The following is a 24,139-nucleotide window of genomic DNA, read 5'->3' on the forward strand; positions in this document are numbered from 1 at the left end:
CTACATATGACGATTATTTTGCATTTGCAGCATATTCTTCGTTACGTTTGATCATTTGTTTTCTGTACCAAGCGAAGATTCCGATATAGAATGTCAAGAAGACAACTACACCAAGGATAGCTTTGATATCACCAGTTGTTGCGTTACCGATTGTCCAACCGAGCAATTTTTCAACTGGGCCTTCAAGAGTTGAGTGAGTAATCAATTGAGTAGAAGCTACCCCTTTAGGGAAGGCATCAACACTCTTAGCCAATTGAGTTGCAAATGGTGCAATCAATGTTCCTGAAAGAAGGAAGAGTGGCAAGAGAAGGCTTCCGAAGATGATCATACGGATCAATTTACCGCGTGTTACAACCAACAAGGCTGGAGTTACACCCATAGCGATGATACCTGCAAGTGGCAAGATACCATTTCCGACTTTAGAAAGAAGCACTGCTTCGATCAACATGATTGGTGCAAGTACGTTCGCACAAGCCCAGATTTCAGCACGACCAGCGATAAATGGCCAGTCCAAACCGATGTTGAATTTACGTCCTTGAAGACGTTTAGTAGCAACGTTTGTAATACCTTGTGACAATGGTTCTACCGCTGCGATGAACCAAGAACCGATCAATGAGAACAATTCCAAGCAGACACCGGCAGTCAAACCAAGGCTCAACCAACCTTTAATAACCAATTCCCATTTGTCAGCATCTTGCACGCCAGCAACTGGATGTGGAGTACCCATGATACCGATAACGATACCAAGAAGGAAACCGATAAAGAATTTAGATCCCCAGAAACCGATCTTCTTGTTCAATTTAGCAGCGTCGAAGTCGTATTTATCAAGACCTGGGAAGAATTTGTCAAAGATTTTATCCAAGACCATGATGATTGGGTTCATCATGTAGTTCATGTGAGTTGAAGTCATAGGTGATGAACTTGGTGCATTCAACAAATCATCAAATGTTGGTTTCATCAAGTCTGAGTTGATGATTTTCATAATCCCTACAAGGACAACTGCAAGAGTTGCCAAGAAGAGTGATAGACCTTGGCTGACACCGTTGTTGTCTGCATACCATTTGATCAAAAGACCAGTGATAGACAAGTGCCAGATATCGAAGATATCGACGTCAAGTGTATCAGTTTTCTTGATAGCAAGCATGATAACGTTGACGATCAACATAATCAACAAGAAGTAAAGTGTCCAGGCAGACCCCCAAGTGATGGTCGCAAGAGGTGCCCAACCAACGTCAGTGATATTCAATTGAATACCTGTGTTCTCAACGAATTTTGCAAGAGACGCTGAGAAAGCTCCATTCAACATACCGATGATGGCACCGATACCAGTAAGGGCGATGGCAAGTTTAATACCACCTTCAAGGGCTTTGGAGAATTTCACTCCAAACAAGAGAGCCAATAAAGTCAAGACGATCAACATGATGATCGGTGCACCCATGTCTAGGATGGGTTTGAAAAACTTATTGGCAAAATCAATAATGCCATTCATAATAAATCCTCCCGATTTATAATTTGTTATATTAGGCTTTAATCGTTCCCAATTTTATAATTGGATAACGCTTACAATCGTGTTTAAAAAAATATTAACTTAATCCATGTTCTTTAATAGCAGCTTCGATGTTATCAAAGACTGGCGCACTCATCGCTGGAATACGGAACAAGATTGGTCCTGCTTCTACCACTGGAATACCAGGATCGAATCCCAAATCAGTTGCAGCAATTGGAGTAAAGATGTCATAACCAGAAATCAAATCTTCATTGACGTCTTTGACCATGACAGCGTCACAACGCACATCATAACCACGGTTTGACAACTCTTCTTCCAACGCATTCTTAATTTGGTGGCTAGAGTTAACGCCTGCACCACAGGCAGCTAAAATTTTAATCATTTGGATGTCCTCCATTATAAATATTTACGAATGTTTTAGGAAATAGTTTCCGTAATGTATTGATAAAGCTTATCTTCACTATCTAATTTTGATAGAGCTTCGAGATTTCCATTGGATGTAAAGAAATCCATCAGTTGGGCCAAAATATTGGTTTGGCTTGAGCTCGTATTATTGATAATAAAGAATAAGAGTGAAACTTGAACTTCCTTATCTGGAGCAATCATATTATGGAAAGTTACCGGTTGATCCAAACGAACCACCACCACATTCTCAGTGAGATTATGGACAATGTCTGTGTGCGGGATCGCCACATTTGGTAAGTCTTTACCAAGAAATTCCATGTCTAATCCAGTCGGGAAAGACTTTTCACGCTCAATCAAAGCGGAACGATAGGTTGGTGTCACAATCTGTCGCTCTTCCAATAAGCTTGCTACCTGCTCAAAGAGATCGGTTTGATCCTTGGCATGTAGGCAAAACACAAGATCTTTGTTAAAGAGTTGATTTAATCCCATTGTTGCCACCTCCTTATCTAACTATTTATTTATGGCTTCAGTATATCACTATATTGATTGATTGTCAATCTTTTTTTGTCTAAATTTGTTCATTTTTGTTTATATATCATTCTAAAGCGCTTTCTATCCGTCATTTTCCAACATCATTAAATCAGTAAAAAGAGAGTGGGACAGAAATCGGTAATTCGTTAGAATTCGATTTCGTCGTCCCACCTCCGCACAGTTGAGTAGGGCTGTAAAAGCTGATGAAATCAGCGTAGTAGAGCCCACTCAACCACTGCGTCTTGCTCGACAATCCAAATACAATTGAGAGGCTAGGACTTTTGTCCCAGCCTCTTGATCTTAAATGATTTTCGTATACAAGGCGTATTTGTCTTTGATTTTCTTTGGAATACTATCATCGGTAATAATGGCATTTAGATCTTCCACGCGATAGAAACTGTAGAAAGAATAGCTATCAAACTTGCTGTTATCAGCTACCACATATTTCTCTATCGCATTGTTCAGAATAATGGCATTGCCATTTCCTTCTTCTTCATTAGCTGTAGAGACACTATGGCCATCGATTCCATTCACCCCGATAAAGGCTTTAGAAACCTTGATTTCTTTCAAGAGTTTATTGGCAAATTGACCGACAAAGGTTTGTGTCTTTACCCGGTAGCGACCACCAACTAAGATCAAGTCATAATTCGGGAAATCCTTGAGCTTCTCAAAAATAGGCAGGGAGTTGGTGACGATGCTAATTTCTTTCCCTTCCAAATAATCTCCGATAAAGTCTGTTGTTGTACCAGAGCCAATAAAGACGGTATCCCCATTTTCGATCAAGTCCGCACATTTTTTGGCAATGGTTCGTTTCTCATCAATATTGATCAGATTTTTTTCACTGTGAGAAGCTTCTAATAAGCTATCTTTGACTTTTTTGTGGGCCCCACCATGTACACGAACTAAAAGACCTTGTTTTTCAAGATCGATCAGATCGCGACGAATAGTCATGTCTGTCACCCCAAAAAGTTCCTTGAGCTCTTTGACCGATACCACACTTTTTCGATCCAGTTCCTGAAGAATTTCAACATGTCTGCTATCTTTCATGGTACTACTTCCATTCCTACTATATTTGTCTCTATTATACTACTTTTTTCAAAAAACACAAATTCAAACATTATATTAACAAGAGTAAACATGATATTTTTAAATAAATAAAAGAAAAAAAGCCTTCCGTTAATCCGGAAAGCTTTGATTTATGCTATTTCTAGCTTCCTCACCTTTGGATCAAGGCTCGGGATAAAAAGGTTAAGGAAACCTTTTTATTTTGCGATTGGGTAAACAGAAACTTGTTTTTTATCGCGACCTTTACGTTCGAAGCGTACTACGCCTTCAACTTTTGCGAACAAAGTATCGTCTCCACCACGTCCAACGTTCACACCTGGGTAGATGTGAGTACCGCGTTGACGGTAAAGGATAGATCCACCTGTTACAGTTTGTCCATCAGCTGCTTTAGCTCCAAGACGTTTTGCTTGTGAATCACGTCCGTTTGATGTAGAACCTCCACCTTTTTTGTGGGCGAAAAGTTGCAAGTTAGCAAGATTCAATTTCAACATAATTGTTTTCCTCCATGTTAGTTTTCTGTGATAACTCTTGTTTGGACGAACTCCGATGAGTTCTCCGATAAGTTTGCCATCCCTAAGAAAAATGATTCAAAGAATAGTTGGGTCATTTCTCTTTGATGAGGTGGAATATCTGTCGGGATCGTCACCCGCAGGAAGCCACCTTCTTCTTCGTTTAATTCTAGATCCGGTTCGTAGCCTGCAAATTTCTCAACAGAGTTGACAAAGTTAATGGCTAGAGTCGAAACCGATGCACACACGACATCAAAGCCGTATTCACCGCTTCCAGCGTGCCCAGTGATTTCTGCACTCCTCAGCTCGCCATCTTCGGCTCGTTCAAAGACTGCTTGTATCATGTGTTCTCCTAAAATTAAGCGTTGATAGCGTTGATGACAACTTTAGTGTAAGGTTGACGGTGACCTTGTTTACGGTGGCTACCTTTTTTAGGTTTGTACTTGTAAGTAACAACTTTCTTTTGTTTTCCTTGTTTTTCAACAGTTCCAACAACAGTAGCTCCTGAAACAAGTGGAGTTCCGACAACAGTGTTTTCACCACCAACAAGAACAACTTCGTTAAATGTAACTTCTTGACCAGCTTCAACGTTCAATTTTTCAACGTAGACTGCTTGACCAACTTCAACTTTAACTTGTTTTCCGCCAGTTTTAATGATTGCGTATGTGCTCATTATGCACCTCCTATGTATTTTTGGGTTTCCCCGTATTTTTGTGAAGACTCGCCTAGCATCGTGGGACGAACCACTTACTCTCATGGAAATGAGCGACGATGTTCGAGCGGTTGCACAGGCATGTGCATAGTCAACTCTCTTAGTATATCACTTCTATCAGACAAAGACAAGTATTTTTGCGCTTTGAAAACGAATTTCTTTTTTAAAAGCGATGATTTTATATCTTTTATGTTAAGATTGCTTGTCAGTCCGACTTCTTCATCTACTTATCCTTAAATTTAAAGTCATTGAAACTCATTTTTGCTTTTGAAGAATCGTTCATGCTCTTCATTTTTTCTTCTTGTTCCTTGGTGATTTTGATAGGAATGGCTGCAGCCGTATTGGGTTTCAATACACCAGATTCGCTCACTTCATAGTCCACTGTGACATCTTTGAATAGTGGCTCCCCATCATATTCCAAATTCAGAAAAAAGGATCCATCACGATCGATGGTTGTGGTGGTACGATTCACGATAAAGAACAAGGCGAAGCGATTTTCCTCATTTCCAAAGGTATAGCCTGGGAAAAAGACAAATAATTTTCCAGGTTCTCCAAGCGTTGGATGTTCCTTGATAAATTTCTCAGATGCTTCCAAGACTTCGTTGTCCTGATCTTTGTACTGGTCGGCTCTGACAAATGTGAGCGGTTCTTTTTTACTGCTGGTTGACTGGCTGGTCTTTTCTTCTTTTTTCGGGCCAGTAAATGATACTTTGACACAGCCTGTCAACAGAAGCAAACTTGTCATTAAAACGATAATTTTTTTCATCTTGTCTCCTTTAAGTTGGTTAGAAAAAGAGGCTGGATACTCCCAGTCTCTCCTATAGCAAATCCTCGATCAGGTCATCGACCTCATCTTTTTCTGCTTTTGGTGTGATCTCTGTTACGATGATACCTGCTACCGCACGCTCAACCAAAGCTTCCACATCCATCCGTTGCTCATACTGCTCTGCATTTTTGAGTTTTGGATTGGTCTTTGGACGATCTGGTGCAAAGATGGTACAACAATCTTCGAATGGCTGGATAGAAATTTCAAAGGTATCAATGGCTTGAGCAATATCGATGATTTCCAATTTGTCCATGGTCACCACCGGACGGATAACCGGCGTATTGGTCACTGCATTGATGGCCTGCATACTCTCTAAGGTTTGGCTAGCCACTTGTCCCAAGCTTTCACCATTGATAATCACCAAACCACCGCGAACCTCGCGAATACGGTCTGTAATGCGCATCATAAAGCGACGGGTCAAAGTCATGAGGTAAGCTTCTGGTGCTTTTGCCTTGATTTCCTCTTGGATCTCTGTGAAGGGCACCTCGATAAATTGGATATTGCCCCCAAACTTAGTCAACTTCCGTGTTAAATCATGGGCCTTTTTCAAGGCACCTGGGCTGGTATAAGGTGGGCTAGCAAAGTGTACTGCCTCGATATCCACTCCACGCTTCAAGGCTAGGTAACCAGCTACTGGAGAGTCGATCCCACCTGAAAGCATGAGCATGCCCTTGCCAGACGTACCAACAGGAAGGCCACCTGCTCCCTTAATGGTTTCATAAGAGATGTAAGCTGCTTCTTCTCGAATTTCAACTTGCAAGTTGATATCTGGTTTTTTCATCTGAGCTTGGATGGTTGGGATCGCTTCAAAGACCGCACCTCCCAAGGTTTGGTTGAGCTCGCGACTATCGAGTTCAAAGGTATGGTCACTGCGCTTACTTGAGATTTTAAAGGTCAAGCCATCCTTGTAAATCTCCTTCATGATCTCTTGCACTGCCGCTTTTAAGGCCGGAACAGATTTTTCAATCTTGTAAACAGGTGAAAAATTTTGGATTCCAAAAACCTGCTTGAGGGATTCTGCTACTGGCTCATAATCCGTCCCATGCAGATAAGCATGCGCCCGATCGCGGTCGGCTGTCACTTTGACAGATGGATAGATAGATAAAACATCTTGGATATTATTGCGAAGTTTATTGATAAAACGCATACGGTTCTTTCCTTTAGTAGAAAGCTCTCCATAGCGTATCATAATTTCTGAATAGGTTAAGGTCATGTTGATTTCCTTCTAAAATTAACGTACTTTTCGTGTTTGCTCGTAAATCAGTTTGAACTTGGTCAAGAATTGCTCGACTTGGCTCATGTCATTTTCAAGATCGAGGCTCAAGCGAACAGCTGTCTGTGCGATACTCTTATCCACTCCCATGGCAATCAAGGTTCCAGCTGGCTTACCAGCTTTAGACGAGCAGGCACTGGTGGTCGAGATGTAAATATCAAACTCTTCAAAGGCATGGACCACTACTTCTCCACGAACTCCTTTGATCCCGAAAGTCAAGATGTGAGGCGCAAAGTGATCCTCACCAGAAAAGATGGTGACATCTGGATAGTTGGCCAATTCTTTGCGGATAACTTCTTTCATCAGCTGGGTCTTGCTGGCAAAAGCTTCTTGGTTTTCCATGGCTAAGCGTAGGGCTTTTGCTGTTGCTGCGATTCCTGCCACATTCTCAGTTGTCGAGCGCATTTCTTTTTCTTGACCACCTCCGGTTAAGAGAGGGGTGATCTTTTTGCCTTCTTTGATGTAGACAAAGCCGACTCCGCGAAGTCCATGGAATTTGTGACTAGAGAAGGTCGCAAAGTCCACGCGCTCTGGTAGATAAACTTCTGTTGCTACCTTTGCCAAAGCTTGAACCGCATCGACATGGAAACTAACCGTTGGGCGATCTTCTAGGAGAGCCGCGATATCATGGATGGGCTGGATGGAGCCAATCTCATTGTTGACGGCCATGACAGAGACCAAGGTCGTATCTGGACGGAGTAGGTTAGCCAAGGCATCCACCTTGACAAAGCCACGCGCATCCACTGGAGCGTAATCCACTTCGAATCCCTGCGTCTTTAACCAAGCAGCCGATTCCTTGATGGCAGGATGCTCGATGTCAGAGACAATGATATGCTTGCCATAAGGAGCTTTCTCAAAGGCGACACCCTTGAGGATCCAGTTGTCCCCTTCTGTCCCACCAGACGTGAAGTAAATTTCATCAGCTTTCTTGCCAATTAGCTCCGCAATTTGTTTTCTAGAAGCTTCCAAAATACGAGTAGCTTGACTACCTAGATTGTGCAAACTAGAAGGGTTTCCCCAGATCCGAGTCGCTACTTCTGTATAGGTCGCAAGGGCTTCTGGATAAGGTTTAGTCGTTGCTGAATTGTCAAAATAGATCATGTCCTACGCATCCATCACTTTCTTTTTACGTAACTTCTATTTTATCATTTCTAACCGCTTGGGACAAGGATTTGATAAAGAGAGATGCAGCAAAATCACTCTATAAAAATCAGTTCTTTTTAGACATTTTTCAGAAAATGACTTATAATAGGAAAGTGTTAAAAAACAATTTTTGATAGAAAGAGAATGAACATGTCACAATATTCAAGAAGTAACAAAAACCAAAAACCTGAGGAAAAAGCAGATACAAGACCATCTCGCGGTGAGAAAGTCAAACAAGGGTTGTCCGTATTTCAAACCGTTGTAGCTACGATTGCCAGTCTCTTAGGGATTATCGTCACTTCCTTTACCATCATGAGCTTGCTCAATAAAGATAATCAAAAAACAGAAGACAAACCATCTAGTAGCACCAGCGTTGTCGTGGTTCATGATAAGGGCTCTGACTCAAGCGCTACCAATACAGATGCTAATACCAATACACAAACCAATTCAAGCAATACAGAAACAAGTTCACAAAAAGAAACCGATAGCTCATCTGCTACCGAATCTAATTCGTCTGCCGCACAAGACCAAGGCTCCACAGCAACAGACAGTGGCGCAGATACAGCATCATCTGGAACCAACTAAAAAAACAGTAAGGACAACCTTACTGTTTTTTTTTATCTTTCGATTCCAGCATTTTCTGATTTTTATAGAAAGCATCTATCTCGTTGTCATACTCCCATTTGAGCTTTGAACTCTCTTCCTGGATTTGATCCAATTGTTCATATGGAAACTTGTTGGAGTCTATCTCTATATGTTGATTCAGCTTCTGAACCATCTAGATTATCAAAACTGCTCAAATTCCAATTACTCAAATAATCTACCCCCTACTCTAATGTCGGATCCTATATACATCTCATCTATATTTAATGTATTGTCCTCATTAATTGGGATATCTACTCCCCAACCCGATTCTTCAATATGATTTATACCTCCATAAACATTCATATAATATTCAGGAGTTGTCAGTCCACCATCACTCCATTGTGTATGATCCCAATCAATCTGAACGGATTCAACTTTTGAATTTTGTGCTTTGACTAAATCAATAACCTTCTGTTCGTGTTCTTTTAGATAGTCAAGTTGTTCTTTTTTTATCTCTTCTTCTGTTTTTTGTACAACTTTCTTTGAGGATGAGGCCGTTACCTTCTGTTCGGGGCTTTTGGTCAGGGTCATGATTTTTCCTCCAAGAAAAACCAATCCTAGGATCGGTAACAAAATGATCAAAAATAGTTCCACACGTCTCTTCATAAATCCTCCTTACAGACTTTGAATCTTCCAGGTCTTACTCAATATAATCACCCTTAATACTAATATTATAGCCCATACTGAATGTCATCTTTTGATCAGAATCAAATACAACATCCACCCTCCATCCTGAATCTTCAAGTTGATTGACGGTACCAAAAATTTCTATGACCTCATCTCCACCTTGTGGTGTCCCATTTCCACCATCAATCCATTGCGTTTCGTCCCAATAAATCTGAACAGATTCAACCTTTGGACTCTTTGATTTCACAAAATCGACGATTTCTTGATCGTGCTCTTTGAGATAAGCAAGTTGTTTTTGTTTGATCACTTCTCTATCTTCTTTAGTGGAGGAAGAGGTGGCAGTTTGTGCTTGTTTCGTATGAGCTTTTTGTTTTACAGTACAACCTCCAATGCTTGTGAAAATAAGCATTAAAGCTATTAACTTAAGTCTACATTTCATTTTACTTTTCATTTTCCTCCTAACACTAATACTTCTATTTACTTAGGAAAAAATTTTCCAGCCACCATTTTCCTCGATATAGATATCATTAAGCATGCCCATTTTTTTGATAGTTGGTATGCTATTTTGATCTTCTAGGTAAAAATCAACGGAGAATTTTGTATTTTCTAATTGATTAATCTTACCAGAAATAGATAAATTGTAACCACCACCCTGAGGCGTTCCATTCCCAGACTCTTCAATTACCATACTATTCCAATCAATCTGGACGGATTCGATTTTCGGACTTTGAGCTTTCACAAAATCAACAATTTCTTTTTCATGTTCTTTCAAATAGGCTAGCTGCTTTTGTTTAATGGCTTCTTTATCTTCTTTTGTGGTTGAAGAGGTGACAGTCTGCGCTTGTCTGCTCTTTTCACGTTCTTTCTTCACACATCCTACTAGACATCCAAGTGTTGAAATGAAAGCAAGTGCGATTATCAAATTGTTTATTTGTTTTCTCATAATTTTATTTCGTTTAAAAGTGATTCCTCTATTGCATCTCTCATTGTCTAACGGACGGATCATTTCTTTTCTACCCGATACAAATTGTCTGAACCAATTGAATCTATTTTAGGCATTTTATTTTCGTCTAACGTAAAATTCAGGCTAAAATTTGTTAGATCACTTCCATTGGCATAACCATAAACTAATAGTATTTCGCCACCTCCCTGAGGCGTTCCATTACCTCCTACAACTGTTTTAATACTGTCCCAGTCATAAGACACCTGCATAATGTTAGCATTATGAGCTTTAACATAGGCTGTCATCTCTTGCTCGTGTTCTTTCAGATATGTGAGCTGTTTTTGTTTAATGGTTTTTTTGTCTTCCTTGGTTGTCGAAGGGGTTGCAATGGGTGCTTGTTTTGTTTGCTCTTTTGATTTTATGGTACATCCTCCTATACTTGCAAGGAGAGCTAATGTAGTGATTAATTTAAATATCGTTCGTTTTTCCATGGGGTAACTTTCTCTAACACAGTTCATTTTCAAAACGTATTGTACTTGATTAGGAAATTGGCTTTCCGCCAATCGTAGGTTCATGGAGCATAAACATTTCTCGCATGTTAATTGACTGATCATCATTAATTGGAATATCCACTCCCCATCCTGAGTTCTCGATATTATTAATGCGCCCAAAAACATTCATATAATATTCGGGAGTTGTAAGTCCACCATCACTCTTCTGAGTTTCATCCCAATTAATCTGAACTGACTCAATTTTTGGATTTTGAGACTTTACAAAATCGACGATTTCTTGCTCATGCTCTTTGAGATATGCTTCTTGTTCTTTTTTTATTTCTTCTTCTGATTTTTGTACGACTTTCTTTGAAGAAGTGGTTGTTATCTTCTGTTCTGGTCTTTTGGTCAGATTCATGATTTTTCCGACAAGAAAAACCAGTCCTAGGATCGGTAACAGAATAATCAAAAATAGTTCCAGTCGTCTCTTCATCTCTTCTTCTCCAATCCTTCCTTTCATGACTGAATGGGACAGTCACTTTCCTTACTATTATAGCATCTTTCATTTGAATCTCAATCTAACTCACTAGTTAGAGACTATATGCAGCAATCATAAAAGAACTTTCGGGGTTCTTCTAGAATATAGGTAATCCTTTTTTACAAATAACAACCTAAGTGATGCTAAGAATTCAAATGTTGCATTTATGTAGAGTATCTAAATATATAATGAAACTTTCCGCTGTGAGAAAAGTGCTAGAAACACCATTGTTTCTAGCACTCGGGAGTTTTGAAACTTTAGGTTCAAAACTAAGTCATGGAACTTCGTGGATTGCTGAAATCATCCACTGGATAATTTCACCTAACGTCCGTATTCACTTAAGGAAAGTTTCTAAGAGGAGTTTATCTTCAATCAAAAAGGAACCCGAAGGTTCCTTTTTGTTATTTTCGATACATCTTGACCTGAAGGTAAAGATCGTTATAGACTCCAAGCAACTTCTTGCCTAATTGTTGATAGACTTCCAAATGGTCCAGTGTTTCATCGCTTGGATAGAAGGATTGGTCATCTTGGATTTCTTTTGGCAACATGGCTTTGGCTTTTTTATTTGGCGTTGAGTAGCCAACATAAAGAGCATTTTTCAAAGCATTTTTAGGACGAAGCATGAAATTAATAAAGGCATATGCTGCTTCTTTATTTTTCACGGTTTTTGGAATGACAATGTTATCAAACCAAAGGTTGCTGGCTTCGGTTGGGACGACATAGCGAAGATCCTTATTGGCATCCAGCATTTGGCTAGCTTCTCCTGAGAAGGTAACCCCAATAGCCGCATTGTTTTGGATCATATAGCCTTTCATCTCATCGGCCACCAAAGCTTTGATATTTGGCGTCAAGGTGTAGAGTTTATCTACTGCCTCTTGCAATTTCTTTGGATCCTTTTCATTGAGGCTATAGCCCAAGGTATTGAGACCAATTCCCATGACCTCACGCGCACCATCGTACATCATGATGTCATTTCTGTACTCTTCACGCCAGAGATCTGACCAATGTTCAGGAGCATTTTTAACCATCTTGGTATTGTAGACAATCCCCAAGGTACCCCAGAAATAAGGTACTGAATATTGGTTACCCGGATCAAACGATTGGTTCAAAAGTTTTGGATCAATATTTTCCATCCCTTTGATCTTAGATTGGTCCAACTTTTCAACCAGATGCTCATCCATCATCTTGGCAATCATGTATTCACTAGGAATCGCAATATCGTAGGTGGTTCCCCCTTGCTTGATCTTGGTGTACATGGCTTCGTTGGAATCAAAGGTATCATATTGCACCTGAATTCCTGTCTCTTTTGTGAATTCCGTTAGCAATTCTGGATCGATATAATCTCCCCAGTTGTAGATGACCAACTTGTCACTATTCTTGGTATTCATGCTCGCTTCGATCTGGTGGCTAATTCCCCAGAGGACCAGAATGACAAGGACAATCCCAGTTAGGAATGAATAAAGTTTTTTCATGCTGCTTCCTCCTTTTCACGGGTAATAAAGTAATAACCGATGACCAAGAGCACACTAAAGAGAAAGACAAGGGCGGACAAGGCATTGATACTGAGGGAGATCCCTTGACGCGCACGTGAGTAAATCTCTACAGACAAGGTTGTAAAGCCATTTCCGGTTACAAAGAAGGTCACGGCAAAGTCGTCAAGCGAATAGGTAAAGGCCATAAAGTAGCCAGCAATAATGGCTGGTGTCAGATACGGCAACATGATCTCTTTGAGCATTTGCACTTGGGTAGCTCCCAAGTCATAGGCAGCATTGACCATATCCCGGTTCATTTCCTTGAGTCGTGGCAAGACCATCAAGACCACAATGGGAATCGAGAAAGCCACGTGGCTAGCCAAAACAGATAGGAAACCTAGCTGGTACTTCACCGTCGTAAAGAGAATCAAGAAGCTGGCCCCGATCATAACGTCTGGCGCTACCATAAGAATGTTGTTGATAGAGAGCAAAGGTCCTTCTAACTTCTTCTTCGATTGGTAGATATAAATGGCTCCAAAGGTTCCAATCACTGTCGCAATCAAGGCTGACAAAAAGGCCAAGAGGAAGGTCTCTGATAAGATCAGCATCAGGCGACTATCTGCGAACAATTCATTGAAATGCTCAAGCGTGAAGCCCGTAAAGGCATTCATATCTCCCCCTTTATTGAAGGCATAAAAGATCAAATAAAAGATGGGAAGATAGAGGATCAGAAAGACGAAGCCTAGATAGAAATGAGATACTTTTTTCATCGTTCTCTCCTTTCTCTAGTTGCCCACATGGTAAAGAGCATGGCAAGGATCAGAACAACTCCGATGGTAGAACCCATTCCCCAGTTTTGTGTTGTCAGGAAGTGCTGTTCAATCGCTGTCCCTAAGGTAATGACGCGGTTTCCACCGATCATCCGTGTCAACATGAAGAGACTAAGACTAGGAATAAAGACAGACTGCACACCTGAGCGGACTCCATTCATAGACAAGGGGAAGACCACATGACGGAAGGTATCCCAACGATTGGCTCCCAAATCATAGCTGGCATTAATCAAGTTTGGATCTAAGTCATCTAAGACATTAAAGATCGGCAAAATCATAAATGGCAACTCGATGTAGCTGGCTACAAAGATAAAGGAGAAATCGGTAAAGAGGATTTGCTGGGGAGCGACTCCGAGAAAGCTTAAAAAGCTATTGATGGATCCGTTTTGCCCAAAGATTCCGATAAAGGCATAGGCCTTGAGCAAGAGATTGACCCAGGTTGGCAAGACGATCAACATCAACCACAACTGCCGGTGTTTGAGCAGCGTCAAAAAGTAAGCAGTCGGGTAGGAGATCAAGAGCGTCACCAGGGTGACGATTCCAGCATAAAGGACCGAATTAAAGCTCATCTTTAAATAGGTCAAATTTTGTGAAGTAAAGAACTCTTTGTAGTTTTCAAGTGAAAACTGCCCTTCAACGTTGAAAAACGATTGAAAGATGATCATGACTACGGGAGCTAGGACAAAGAGAAAAATCCACAAGAAATAGGGGAGGATAAATAGATTAGAGGTTGTTTTCTTCATCTCTTTCCTCCTCAATGGCATTAATCAAACCAGCTTCTTGCTCTTCCACTTCAACGTACTCTTCGATCCGCGCATCGAATTCTTCTTCGGTTTCGTTGAGACGCATAACGTGGATATCTTCTGGTTCAAAGTCTAGCCCAATGACTTCTCCCACGATAGCCTTCCGAGTGGAGTGAATCATCCACTCATTTCCCAAATCATCATAAGCGATGATCTCGTAATGCACACCACGGAAGAGCTGGGTGTCCACCTTCACTTGGAGCTTGCCTTCTTCAGGAAGAGTGATTTGCAAGTCTTCAGGACGAATGACGACTTCAACTGGTTCATTTGGACGCATTCCCCCATCGACCGCTTCAAAGCGTTTGCCATTAAACTCCACCAAGTAGTCCTCGATCATACGCCCATCTAGAATGTTGGACTCCCCGATAAAGGTAGCTACAAAGTGGTTGATCGGTTCATCATAGATATCTACTGGTGTACCAGATTGGACGATCTCTCCTTCATTCATGACAAAGATCCAGTCACTCATGGCAAGGGCTTCTTCTTGGTCGTGGGTAACAAAAACAAAGGTAATCCCCAAACGTTGTTGCAATTCCCGCAACTCATACTGCATGTCTGTCCGAAGTTTCAAGTCAAGTGCAGACAAGGGCTCATCTAAAAGGACCACTCGTGGTTCATTGATAATAGCCCGTGCAATAGCTACCCGTTGGCGTTGACCACCAGATAATTTTTGGATCGAACGTTTTTCAAATCCAGCTAACTGGACCATTTTCAAGACTTCTGAAACCCGACGTTCAATCTCAGCCTTGTCCACCTTTTTCAAACGAAGGGGAAAAGCTACATTTTCAAAGACCGTCATATGTGGAAACAGGGCATAGGACTGAAAGACGGTGTGGACGTCCCGTTTGTTGGTAGGGACATCATTGATCCGTTCCCCATCAAGATAGACATCTCCAGTCGTCGCATCCAAAAGACCTGCAATGATATTAAGGATGGTCGATTTTCCTGATCCAGATGCACCAAGCAGGGTATAGAACTTCCCTTCTTCCAATTCAAAATTGATATCCTTTAGGACAACGGTTCCGCTATCTTCAAAGACCTTTGAAACATTTTTAAACTCAATAATTGGTTTTTTCAATTCACATAAATTCCTTCTTTACTGCGATTAGCAAACTGCTTTTCATACGAAAATGCAGCGGCTGACAGGAAGACCTGTCAGACCACCAATACCTCTCGGGGACTTACTAGACTGCCCCACCTATTTACGGTATCGATAGGCACTCACCCCCTCTCCGACTGATGCTATCGATGGTTCACAATCAATTGTTCTTCAATACTAAAGTTCTTAGGCTTGTCCGATAATGCGAACTTCTGGTTCTAAACGGACGCCTGAGTGAGCTTCTACTGCCTCAATGACATGGGCGATCAGGTCTTCGTAGTCCTTAGCCGTTCCATTGTCGACATTGACCATAAAGCCGGCATGCTTTTCAGAAACTTCCACACCACCGATTCGATAGCCTTTCAGACCTGCTTCGCTGATCAATTGACCTGCAAAATGACCGACAGGACGCTTAAAGACAGATCCACAAGAAGGGTATTCAAGGGGTTGTTTCAACTGACGAAGATGGGTCAACCGATCCATCTCCTGCTTGATCGCCTCGTGATTGCCAGGAGACAAAGCAAATTTGGCAGAAATGACGACTGCGCCTGTCTCTTGAATCTTAGAATGACGGTAGCCAAAAGCTAGTTCACTCGCTGACAGAGTTTCGATCTCTCCGTCTTTGGTCAAGACCTTACAGGATACTAGGACATGAGCGATCTCTCCCCCATAGGCTCCCGCATTCATAAAGACAGCACCACCGACACTGCCTGGAATGCCACTAGCAAACTCGAAGCCTTTCAAACTATGGTGCAAGGCCACATGAGTGGTGTCGATGAGTTTAGCTCCTGCCTCTGCTTCGATCACATAACCATCCACACTGATGTCACGCAAGCGATCAAACATAATGACAAATCCCGGAATGCCCCCATCTCGGACAATGATATTGGAGGCATTGCCCAGGACCATCCATGGGATTTGCTCTTGGTTGGCAAATTGAACGATGCGTTTTAATTCATATTGGTTGCGAGGAAAGGCTAAAAATTCAGCATTCCCACCTACCTTTGTGAAGGTATAATATTTTAAAGGTTCTTGAAAACGGATATCAATCCCTTCAAGAATTTGATTCATTTTTTCATTCATCTTTCTGTCTGTTCTCTCTCTATAAAAATACAAACTATTATACCAAATTTTTGACTATTTTTCGACCCTAAAAAACAAAAGAAGACCTATAATATTCAGGCCTTCCTTTTATCATTCACTATGCAATTTTACGAGCGATGGCACGATTCTTCTGTCCATCCAGAGCTGATTTGACCGAAATCCAAGCACCACCAAGAGTGAAGACAGCTAGCAATCCTAGATTCAAGTAAAATTTATCTGGGACGTCCCCTGAGAATGTCGCTTCATTGAGAAGCGTCCAGGACATATCAAATGGCAAATCCAGTTCACTCATGAGCGCCAAAGTATAATCTAATTGGTTGACCAAAAAGACCGTCAAGACCATCAAAATAGCTGAAACTACCACACCTTTTTTAGTCAATTTCTTACCAAGGATCTCATAACCTTTGATAGTACAATAACCGAGGGCGGCCCCTGCTAAAACAGATACATAGCCAAGACGCGCTACCAAGAGGGCAACTGCTCCACCGATGATCACACCGATCACAGCGCCTACAATCCCTAAAAGGAAATTCTCTTCCCGCGCTTCATAAGCCTCAACTGTATCTTGCACTTCGGCTTGGTAGGCTCTAAAGGTTGCATCGTCGATTAAAAAGATCGCATCTCCAATTTGATACAGACCGATTGGTCCTTCCTCACCAGTTTCCGCATTCACTTGCACAAATTGGTGGTTGAGCAAGAAATCAACAATATCTTGGATAGCTGTCCATAAGGTTTCGACAGCCTTCCCTTTGGTCATTCCACCTTTGACAACGATCGAGGTCAAGTAACCATCAGAAGAGATAGAATTAATGGCTTTTGATTGTTCTTTTAATTCATTCCAAAGAATTTCACTATCTTCGATCAAGTCTCCTTCGGAACCTTGTTTCACACTGAGTGAAATGGTAAATACATTCTTGGTTTGAGCGCCTTCAATGACTAACAAGAAGCCCTCACGCTCTCCATACATCACACGGGCTTCGCCATCAAATTGTAGACCAAGATCGGTAGCAATACTATATAAATATTCTGGTTTCATGTTTCCCCCTAAACTTTCGGGAAAGCTTGAGCTTTTCCCCATACAATTCCCATTCTACCATAGGAGAAGCAAAAAGGACATATACATTTGTATACATCCTTCTTTCATTTGTGTTACATTGAGGTTTATTTCTCAACACGAACGCCAAATGTGTCGATTTTAAGTTGGAAAATCTGACCATCTAGCCTGAGTTCTTCGAGAGCTGCGACAAAGGCTGCTGTATGCTCTGGCGCTAAGAGGTTCATGATCGTTGGGCCTGCTCCTGACAGATAGGTAGCATAAGCCCCATGCGCATGTGCGACTTCTTTGACCTGAGGGAACTCTTTGACAAGAGATTGACGGTAGCGCTCGTGGAAATGATCTGACTCGATGGAGCGACCAGCCGTCAGCAAATCTCCCTTGAGGAGAGCTGCGATAGCGACATTGGCTACGCTACTGGCTGCAACAGCTTCCTTATAAGACCATTCTTTCGGTAGGACATTCCGACTATCACTGGTCTTCAATTGGTAGCTCGGTACAAAGGCCACAAGGTCACAGCTTGGGAAGTCAGCCGTGACATATTGGACATCTTCACCGATGTAGCTCGCAATGACCATATTCCCAAAGATAGCTGGAGCTACATTATCCGGATGACCTTCGATCTCGGTCGCGATGCGTAATTTCTCAGCGTCTGATAGCTGGAGGTTGGCTAATTGGTTGGCCAATTCAATCCCTGCGACAATGACCGAGCTAGAAGATCCAAGACCACGCGCCAAAGGCACTTCACTAGTCATCTTGATCCGATGGGGTTGCATATCAGTTGAGATAGAAAGAGCTGTTGAGAGCAAAAGGTTTTTCTCATCTGTCGGAATCCCTGCTCCAAGATCATGCTCAATAAACCAAGCATCTGCTGGTTCAAGGACTTCAATGGTCAAATAGCGAGTCACGGCAATCCCAACAGAATCAAATCCTGGCCCTACATTGGCACTGGTTGCTGGAACAATAATTTTCATGCTTATTCTCCCAAGACTTTAAAGGTATTCAAGAGTTCGAAATTCGCCTCTGAATCCAATTTTTCAACCAAGTTCTTGAATTGAGTTTGGTTAACTTGGTGAGTAATGATGACAACACTTGCATAGTGACCATCTGAGTCTTCTTGAAGGATTTGCTTGAAGGATGCTCCTTCTGCATTAAAGATTTCCGCAAGACGCAAGATTTGACCAGTCGCATCTGGTGCTTTGATTGAGAAGTAATAATTGTTCTTCACGTCTTCTGGCTTAGCCAATTGAAGAGGACGACTGTATTCATTGAAGGCTTTACCGATCGTTCCTTCTTTTAGACGACGGACAATGCGGACGAGGTCGGCTACGACACTTGTCGCAGTTGGTTTTTGACCAGCACCTGGTCCGTAGTACATAGACTCACCAATACCGATGGATTCCACATAGACCGCATTCATGACATCATTCACTCCTGCGAGTGGATGTTGTTTTGGAAGGAAGGTTGGTGTCACTTCTGCTGCGATCCCTGACTCTGTTTCAACGATAGATCCGACCAGCTTAATGACATATCCAAGGCTTTGAGCAACCGATACATCTTGAGGAGTGATCTGGCTAATTCCTTTGTGACCTACTTGGTCAAATTGGATATTCATCCCAAAAGCGAACTGGCTCAAGATCACCATCTTGTAAGCAGCATCGATTCCTTCAACGTCGTTGGTTGGATCACTTTCAGCGTAACCAAGACGTTGCGCTTCTGCTAAAGCATCCTCATAAGTCCAGCCTTCTTCGACCATTTTGGTCATCATGAAGTTAGAGGTTCCATTGACCACACCAAGAACCTTGGTCACCTTGTCTGAGGCCAAAGAATTCACCAAAGTTCGAAGGATTGGGATCCCACCAGCTACGGCAGCTTCATAATAAAGAGCCACTTGGTGTTTTTTAGCAATCTCTAGCAACTCGCTTCCATGAACGGCAAGAAGGTCTTTGTTAGCAGAAACCACATGTTTGCCTGCTTCCAGCGCACGGGTGATAAAGGTCTTAGCTGGCTCGATACGACCCATCAATTCGACCACGATGGCAATGTCCTTGTCTTCAATGATCTCATCGACATTGGTCACAAAGTTGTAGTCATGACCAGCAGCTTGTAATTTTTCCTTCTCAGCATCATCTCGAACCAAGACCTTGGCGATCTCGATTTCATCTTGAGCTGCCTGGGTGATTTTTTCATGGTTTTCTTTTAATAAAAATGGTACGCCACTTGCAACAGTACCAAATCCTAGTAAGGCAATCTTAACAGACATCCTATTGACTCCTTGAATTTTCTATAGTAGCTCCATTATAACAAAAACTTGAGCGTTTGACAGCCAATTGCCTTAAAAATTCTGAATTTTCATGACAGGATCTGCCTGTAGCAAGTTCTGGAAAAGAACATAGAATTTGTGGTACAATAAAGAAAATAATGAAAACGGTGACACTATGAGTAAACGAAGAGTACCTAAAAAAATCAAAGCACTACTTGGAATCAATGCCCTCCTACTGGTCTGTATCTTTATTTGTAGCTTTCTTCTGATCAAGCGGATCACTCAGCCGAATGAGGGGAATACCAGTGGCACTGCCATGACGCGTTCTCTCGAAGAAGGTAGCTCCTCTATCGAGTGGACTCGGGTGAAAAAGCCGGTCAAACTGCCCATCCTCATGTACCACTCCGTGCACAATATGGCCGAGTCTGAAGCTGCCAATGCTAATTTGATCGTTGATCCAGAAACCTTTGAAAGCCAACTAAAGGCCCTAAAAAAAGCGGGTTACTACACCCTGACACCTGGGGAAGCCTATCGCATCCTCGTCAAGAACGAAGTACCCAAAGGAAAGAAATTTGTCTGGCTGACCTTTGATGATGGCGTCGAAGATTTCTATACTATCGTCTATCCGCTTCTTAAGAAGTACAAGATGACCGCCACCAATAATATCATCACGGACTTTACCCAAAAGGAAAAAGAAAATGTCCTGACCTTTGACCAAATCAAAGAGATGAAAAGTGCTGGCTTGACCTTTGAAAGCCATACGGTCAATCATCCAGACCTAGCCAATTCCAGTCTTGAGACCCAAAAGAATGAGCTAGTTGCTTCTAAACGCCTGCTAGATAAGGTGCTGGATCAAAATACCAGCGTTATCGTCTACCCATCCGGTCGCTACAGCCAGGTCACGATCGACCAAGCCAAGAAAGCTGACTACAAACTAGGCCTCACCACTAAAAATGGAATCGCCAGCTCCGCTGATGGCCTCTATTCCCTCAAACGAGTTCGGATCCTTCCAACCACTACAGGAGAGGATCTCCTAGCCATGATCCAAGAATAAAGAAAGACCCCTGTCTAAAATCATTGTTTCAGACAGGGGTTCTTGTTACTTCCTTATAAACAATTCCTTTTTAAACCGTCGGTTTATAAACTGTAATAGGATTCAAAATTTCCTAAAAGAGCTACATCATTGATTAGCTATCGTCTTTGACTTTCTTCTATAAATGATCAAAACAATTGCAAATGACAACAACTGCCACAGAAGAATTCTTACTATCTGCAAACTATCCCCTTCAGAATTTGAAACCACATGAACTAGATTCGAAGCAAGATTGTTGAAAAAATGATCTCCTAACCCAAACCATAAGGAACCTGTCATTTTGTAGAGTAAGGACCATTTGATACTCATCATTCCCGCTAAGATAACATAGCCTATGCCCATGGCGATGAGGTTTACGAGTGACGACTCTCCTTGAAGATAATCTCTTAAGGGCATTACCAAGTGCCATATTCCAAATAGGAAGGCTATAAAGAATAGACTCTTGCGGTAAGAAAGCCCTTCAAGAATTTTTGTGAAAAGGCCACGAAATATTCCTTCTTCCATCCAGACATTTATCAGGTTAAACAACACACTTGAGAGAATAAGTAAGATTCCTGCTTGTGATCCTTTTTCGTTTGTTAAGGAAAAACCACTGGCATAAAACGATAAGTGAACATTGCCATGAAGAAACAAGAGAACAATACACTCAACTGTATATGCAAAGATGGAGCACACTAAACCAAAGAGCAGGCCATTTCCTATACCTCTTATAATTCCATTAGGTGTAAAACCAATATCTATCCATCTTAATTTGCTAATTGAAAGAATTCCCCACAATAAAAGTATTCCAAAAAGTTTGTGTAGAAAATTCTCCGATAAAAAAGTATCATCTGTCCTCATATACAAGTATTCGAATAGCCTTGCTACTGAGCAGATAACAAATATAATTGAACAACTTAAAATAGGTTTCTTTATTAGTTGATTTAGCATATCTTTCTTTCAAATAAGTCTTTTATAAAAGTTAATTTCAATATTTCACTCAGTCCAATTCCTTCTCTAGTTCTTTTAGAAAGGTGATTAAAAATTGATGGCGACTTTCTGCCATTTGTTTGGCAGTCTCCGTGTTCATTTCATCTTTTAAGAGGAGCAACTTGTCGTGGAAATGTTGGACGGTATCAGTAAGGGGTCTCCCTTTGTGGCCACCATAGGAAAAAGTTCGCGCAATTCCTACAGCTCCTATCGCATCGAGCCGGTCTGCATCCTGGACAATCTTGCCTTCTAAGGTTTCTGGATGTTTACCGCGATTTTTGCTGAAAGAAACAGCATTGATTACCCGACAAATCTGCTCGATTTGGTTTTTAGGAGTACCGATCTCTTCTAGAAACTTACGAGCATTCGCATGATTCTCTGTTTGAAACAATTTATCATCATCAGCATCGTGAAGAAGAGCTGACAAGCCCACTATCTCCAGATCACATGGCCCTTCTGCTTGTGCGATTCTCATAGCATTAGTATAGACGCGGAGGGTATGCTCTACATCATGGCCATCCGCTCGATCAGCAAATAAGGTTTTCACATACTGCTTAGCAGCAAGAATTCGTTCTTCCATCATCGTTCTTGTCCTTTGAATAATCTATGTATAGTTCTATCTATTCATTTGGGCTAGTTATGGAGAGGGGCAGTTTACTTTAAAACCACCTATCGGTGGTTCTTACTTCTTCTTTTGTGGGAAGAGAGGAAGGCCTAGGGTCGCGATTTTCTCAGCGGGAATCTTCATGCCATCCTTGATCCATTTGGAGATGACAGAGACAATGGCTGAGCTCCAGAAGGAATTGAGGTAGCTGCCAGCGCCATTTGATGAGCTGCCATTTCGTTTTTCTAAAAAGTCATAGACTGCCTTGGTCAAGAGCCGTTCAAAATTGTAATCAATGGCCAGGCTGATAATCTTAGCTTCTTTCTTAACTTCCTTAAAAAGATAGACCCAGACTTGGTAGAGATCTGTCTTGAGGTTGTAGCCATCTAAAGACTTGGTAATTTTTGCGATACTAGATTGAAAGATAGACTCAAGAATCTCTTCTTTTGATCCATAATTGCGGTAAAAGGCCGCGCGAGAGACCCCAGCACGCTGAACCAGCTCAGAGATGGTGATCTTTTTCAGATCTTTTTTCTCCAATAGTTGCAGGAGAGAGATTTCGATGGATTCTCGTGTAATCGCATTGTTTTCTTGGTTAAATCGTTTGAGATTTTCCAAGGATTTCTCGGATATTTTTCTTTCTGCCATAACATTTACTTTCTATCTGTCTCACCTGATGTTATCTGCTTGGATAGCATGGTACTTCATGATATAATTGTAAAAGAAGACAAACTACTTGTCAATGTACATTTTTATACAATTATGAGGTATGAACTGATGAAATGGAAAATTATTGCGGATTCAGGCTGTGACTACCGCTCTTTGGACAACCTGGCACCAGATACGGAGTTTGTCAGTGTCCCACTGACCATCCAAGTGGGAGAAACTATCTACACAGATGATGTCCAACTCAATATCGATCAGATGATGGAAGAGATGTATGCGACTACGACTGCTTCTAAGTCTGCCTGTCCGAGTCCCGATGATTATATGAAGTCCTTTGAAGGAGCTGAAAATATCGTCGTTGTGACCATCACTGGAACCCTTTCAGGTAGCTACAATAGTGCTGAGGTGGCCAAGAAGATTTATCTAGAAGAGCATCCGAATACCAATATCCACGTCATTAATAGCTTGTCAGCTGGGGGTGAGGTGGACCTGATCGTTCGCAAGCTCAATCAGTTGGTCGCTGAAGGCCTCGATTTTGATCAAGTAGTCGATGTGATCACGACCTACCAGTCTAAGACGAAGTTGCTCTTTGTTTTGGCCAAGGTTGATAATCTGGTCAAAAATGGGCGTCTCAGCAAATTGATCGGGACTGTTGTCGGACTCCTCAATATCCGTATGGTCGGGGAAGCTAGTAAGACGGGTACCCTTGAGCTGCTTCAAAAAGCACGGGGCCAAAAGAAAGCGATCAAAGCTGCTTTTGATGAATTGATCAAGGCGGGTTATGCTGGCGGTCATATCACCATCGCCCACCGCAACAATGAAAAATTTATTGAGCAATTCTCTGCATTGGTTCGTGAAAAATTTGCCCATGCAATGATCGAAGTCCTTCCTACTTCTGGACTTTGTAGTTTCTACGCCGAAGAAGGCGGCCTCCTCATGGGGTATGAAATTTAAGTTACCACTAAAA

Annotated in this window: 29 protein-coding genes and 1 other annotated feature; of the genes, 3 read left to right on the forward strand and 26 right to left on the reverse strand. The window is 41.7% G+C overall.

Features of this window, described 5'->3' with window-relative positions; genetic code table 11:
- Positions 1 to 13 precede the first annotated feature (13 nt).
- The 10 genes from HMPREF1195_RS03575 to HMPREF1195_RS03620 form a co-directional block, all read right to left on the reverse strand.
- Positions 14 to 1,489 carry a PTS transporter subunit IIC gene (locus tag HMPREF1195_RS03575; protein ID WP_023918369.1) on the reverse strand — a complete coding sequence of 492 codons (1,476 nt, stop codon included), beginning with the start codon at positions 1,487 to 1,489 and terminating at the stop codon, positions 14 to 16.
- Between the two features lie 94 nt (positions 1,490 to 1,583).
- Complete coding sequence (locus HMPREF1195_RS03580) at positions 1,584 to 1,889, reverse strand: PTS sugar transporter subunit IIB (RefSeq protein WP_003002828.1); 306 nt, start codon at positions 1,887 to 1,889, stop codon at positions 1,584 to 1,586.
- 35 nt (positions 1,890 to 1,924) lie between these two features.
- Positions 1,925 to 2,401 (reverse strand): PTS sugar transporter subunit IIA, encoded by a 477-nt coding sequence (locus tag HMPREF1195_RS03585; RefSeq protein WP_023918370.1) that lies wholly within the window; start codon positions 2,399 to 2,401, stop codon positions 1,925 to 1,927.
- A 342-nt stretch (positions 2,402 to 2,743) separates the two neighbouring features.
- Positions 2,744 to 3,490, reverse strand: coding sequence for a DeoR/GlpR family DNA-binding transcription regulator (locus tag HMPREF1195_RS03590; RefSeq protein WP_023918371.1), 747 nt, complete (start codon positions 3,488 to 3,490; stop codon positions 2,744 to 2,746).
- 215 nt (positions 3,491 to 3,705) lie between these two features.
- Positions 3,706 to 3,999, reverse strand: a complete 294-nt coding sequence (gene rpmA, locus HMPREF1195_RS03595) for a 50S ribosomal protein L27 (RefSeq protein ID WP_003002805.1) — start codon at positions 3,997 to 3,999, stop codon at positions 3,706 to 3,708.
- A gap of 17 nt (positions 4,000 to 4,016) precedes the next feature.
- Positions 4,017 to 4,361: a ribosomal-processing cysteine protease Prp gene (locus tag HMPREF1195_RS03600; RefSeq protein ID WP_003002581.1), complete on the reverse strand. Its 345-nt coding sequence runs from the start codon at positions 4,359 to 4,361 to the stop codon at positions 4,017 to 4,019.
- A 14-nt stretch (positions 4,362 to 4,375) separates the two neighbouring features.
- Positions 4,376 to 4,690: a 50S ribosomal protein L21 gene (gene rplU / locus HMPREF1195_RS03605; protein ID WP_003007734.1), complete on the reverse strand. Its 315-nt coding sequence runs from the start codon at positions 4,688 to 4,690 to the stop codon at positions 4,376 to 4,378.
- 34 nt (positions 4,691 to 4,724) lie between these two features.
- Positions 4,725 to 4,812: a sequence feature (ribosomal protein L21 leader region), on the reverse strand.
- Positions 4,813 to 4,952: 140 nt separating this feature from the next.
- Positions 4,953 to 5,495: a membrane lipoprotein lipid attachment site-containing protein gene (locus HMPREF1195_RS03610; RefSeq protein ID WP_023918372.1), complete on the reverse strand. Its 543-nt coding sequence runs from the start codon at positions 5,493 to 5,495 to the stop codon at positions 4,953 to 4,955.
- Positions 5,496 to 5,547: 52 nt separating this feature from the next.
- Entirely contained in the window at positions 5,548 to 6,768 is a 1,221-nt protein-coding gene (gene thiI, locus HMPREF1195_RS03615; RefSeq protein ID WP_023918373.1) for a tRNA uracil 4-sulfurtransferase ThiI, read from the reverse strand.
- Between the two features lie 18 nt (positions 6,769 to 6,786).
- Positions 6,787 to 7,929, reverse strand: coding sequence for a cysteine desulfurase family protein (locus tag HMPREF1195_RS03620; RefSeq protein WP_023918374.1), 1,143 nt, complete (start codon positions 7,927 to 7,929; stop codon positions 6,787 to 6,789).
- Positions 7,930 to 8,121: 192 nt separating this feature from the next.
- Between HMPREF1195_RS03620 and HMPREF1195_RS03625 the strand changes: the two genes are divergently transcribed.
- On the forward strand, positions 8,122 to 8,556 hold the full coding sequence (locus tag HMPREF1195_RS03625; RefSeq protein WP_023918376.1) for a DUF6556 family protein: 435 nt from the start codon (positions 8,122 to 8,124) through the stop codon (positions 8,554 to 8,556).
- Between the two features lie 222 nt (positions 8,557 to 8,778).
- Here HMPREF1195_RS03625 and HMPREF1195_RS03630 read toward each other — a convergent pair whose 3' ends face one another.
- From HMPREF1195_RS03630 to HMPREF1195_RS03690, 13 genes are all read right to left on the reverse strand, one after another.
- Positions 8,779 to 9,222: a hypothetical protein gene (locus HMPREF1195_RS03630; protein ID WP_023918377.1), complete on the reverse strand. Its 444-nt coding sequence runs from the start codon at positions 9,220 to 9,222 to the stop codon at positions 8,779 to 8,781.
- A 34-nt stretch (positions 9,223 to 9,256) separates the two neighbouring features.
- Positions 9,257 to 9,694 (reverse strand): hypothetical protein, encoded by a 438-nt coding sequence (locus tag HMPREF1195_RS03635; RefSeq protein ID WP_023918378.1) that lies wholly within the window; start codon positions 9,692 to 9,694, stop codon positions 9,257 to 9,259.
- 30 nt (positions 9,695 to 9,724) lie between these two features.
- Complete coding sequence (locus tag HMPREF1195_RS03640; RefSeq protein ID WP_037599339.1) at positions 9,725 to 10,186, reverse strand: hypothetical protein; 462 nt, start codon at positions 10,184 to 10,186, stop codon at positions 9,725 to 9,727.
- A gap of 59 nt (positions 10,187 to 10,245) precedes the next feature.
- Entirely contained in the window at positions 10,246 to 10,677 is a 432-nt protein-coding gene (locus tag HMPREF1195_RS03645) for a hypothetical protein (RefSeq protein ID WP_051385330.1), read from the reverse strand.
- Positions 10,678 to 10,726: 49 nt separating this feature from the next.
- The gene (locus HMPREF1195_RS03650) at positions 10,727 to 11,170 is read right to left on the reverse strand and encodes a hypothetical protein (protein WP_023918382.1); all 444 of its coding nucleotides are present in this window, start codon (positions 11,168 to 11,170) and stop codon (positions 10,727 to 10,729) included.
- Positions 11,171 to 11,616: 446 nt separating this feature from the next.
- Positions 11,617 to 12,687: an ABC transporter substrate-binding protein gene (locus HMPREF1195_RS03655; RefSeq protein WP_023918384.1), complete on the reverse strand. Its 1,071-nt coding sequence runs from the start codon at positions 12,685 to 12,687 to the stop codon at positions 11,617 to 11,619.
- Positions 12,684 to 13,457, reverse strand: coding sequence for an ABC transporter permease (locus tag HMPREF1195_RS03660; RefSeq protein ID WP_003002847.1), 774 nt, complete (start codon positions 13,455 to 13,457; stop codon positions 12,684 to 12,686). Before HMPREF1195_RS03660 ends, HMPREF1195_RS03655 begins: the two co-directional genes overlap by 4 nt.
- Entirely contained in the window at positions 13,454 to 14,260 is an 807-nt protein-coding gene (locus tag HMPREF1195_RS03665; RefSeq protein WP_003011144.1) for an ABC transporter permease, read from the reverse strand. Before HMPREF1195_RS03665 ends, HMPREF1195_RS03660 begins: the two co-directional genes overlap by 4 nt.
- Positions 14,241 to 15,398 (reverse strand): ABC transporter ATP-binding protein, encoded by a 1,158-nt coding sequence (locus HMPREF1195_RS03670; protein WP_003002881.1) that lies wholly within the window; start codon positions 15,396 to 15,398, stop codon positions 14,241 to 14,243. Before HMPREF1195_RS03670 ends, HMPREF1195_RS03665 begins: the two co-directional genes overlap by 20 nt.
- 207 nt (positions 15,399 to 15,605) lie before the next feature.
- The gene (murB, locus tag HMPREF1195_RS03675) at positions 15,606 to 16,502 is read right to left on the reverse strand and encodes a UDP-N-acetylmuramate dehydrogenase (RefSeq protein WP_023918387.1); all 897 of its coding nucleotides are present in this window, start codon (positions 16,500 to 16,502) and stop codon (positions 15,606 to 15,608) included.
- 118 nt (positions 16,503 to 16,620) lie between these two features.
- The gene (locus HMPREF1195_RS03680) at positions 16,621 to 17,601 is read right to left on the reverse strand and encodes a hypothetical protein (protein ID WP_037599343.1); all 981 of its coding nucleotides are present in this window, start codon (positions 17,599 to 17,601) and stop codon (positions 16,621 to 16,623) included.
- Between the two features lie 83 nt (positions 17,602 to 17,684).
- Complete coding sequence (gene thrB, locus HMPREF1195_RS03685) at positions 17,685 to 18,551, reverse strand: homoserine kinase (protein WP_023918391.1); 867 nt, start codon at positions 18,549 to 18,551, stop codon at positions 17,685 to 17,687.
- Between the two features lie 2 nt (positions 18,552 to 18,553).
- Positions 18,554 to 19,840, reverse strand: a complete 1,287-nt coding sequence (locus HMPREF1195_RS03690) for a homoserine dehydrogenase (protein WP_023918393.1) — start codon at positions 19,838 to 19,840, stop codon at positions 18,554 to 18,556.
- Positions 19,841 to 20,015: 175 nt separating this feature from the next.
- Here HMPREF1195_RS03690 and HMPREF1195_RS03695 point away from each other — a divergent pair, with 175 nt between their 5' ends.
- A complete protein-coding gene (locus HMPREF1195_RS03695; RefSeq protein ID WP_023918394.1) occupies positions 20,016 to 20,894 on the forward strand; it encodes a polysaccharide deacetylase family protein in 879 nt (292 codons plus the stop codon).
- A gap of 126 nt (positions 20,895 to 21,020) precedes the next feature.
- Here the strand turns inward: HMPREF1195_RS03695 and HMPREF1195_RS03700 are convergent, their stop codons facing one another.
- The 3 genes from HMPREF1195_RS03700 to HMPREF1195_RS03710 all read right to left on the reverse strand — a co-directional run bounded on the left by HMPREF1195_RS03700 (position 21,021) and on the right by HMPREF1195_RS03710 (position 23,154).
- Positions 21,021 to 21,863, reverse strand: coding sequence for a CPBP family intramembrane glutamic endopeptidase (locus HMPREF1195_RS03700; protein ID WP_023918396.1), 843 nt, complete (start codon positions 21,861 to 21,863; stop codon positions 21,021 to 21,023).
- A 49-nt stretch (positions 21,864 to 21,912) separates the two neighbouring features.
- The gene (locus HMPREF1195_RS03705) at positions 21,913 to 22,485 is read right to left on the reverse strand and encodes an HD domain-containing protein (protein WP_023918398.1); all 573 of its coding nucleotides are present in this window, start codon (positions 22,483 to 22,485) and stop codon (positions 21,913 to 21,915) included.
- A gap of 99 nt (positions 22,486 to 22,584) precedes the next feature.
- Positions 22,585 to 23,154 (reverse strand): TetR/AcrR family transcriptional regulator, encoded by a 570-nt coding sequence (locus HMPREF1195_RS03710; protein ID WP_037599347.1) that lies wholly within the window; start codon positions 23,152 to 23,154, stop codon positions 22,585 to 22,587.
- Positions 23,155 to 23,283: 129 nt separating this feature from the next.
- Here HMPREF1195_RS03710 and HMPREF1195_RS03715 point away from each other — a divergent pair, with 129 nt between their 5' ends.
- Complete coding sequence (locus HMPREF1195_RS03715; RefSeq protein ID WP_023918400.1) at positions 23,284 to 24,126, forward strand: DegV family protein; 843 nt, start codon at positions 23,284 to 23,286, stop codon at positions 24,124 to 24,126.
- Positions 24,127 to 24,139 lie beyond the last annotated feature (13 nt).

It is taken from the genome of Streptococcus parasanguinis CC87K, from assembly GCF_000507765.1.
Classification (GTDB): Bacteria; Bacillota; Bacilli; order Lactobacillales; family Streptococcaceae; genus Streptococcus; species Streptococcus parasanguinis_J.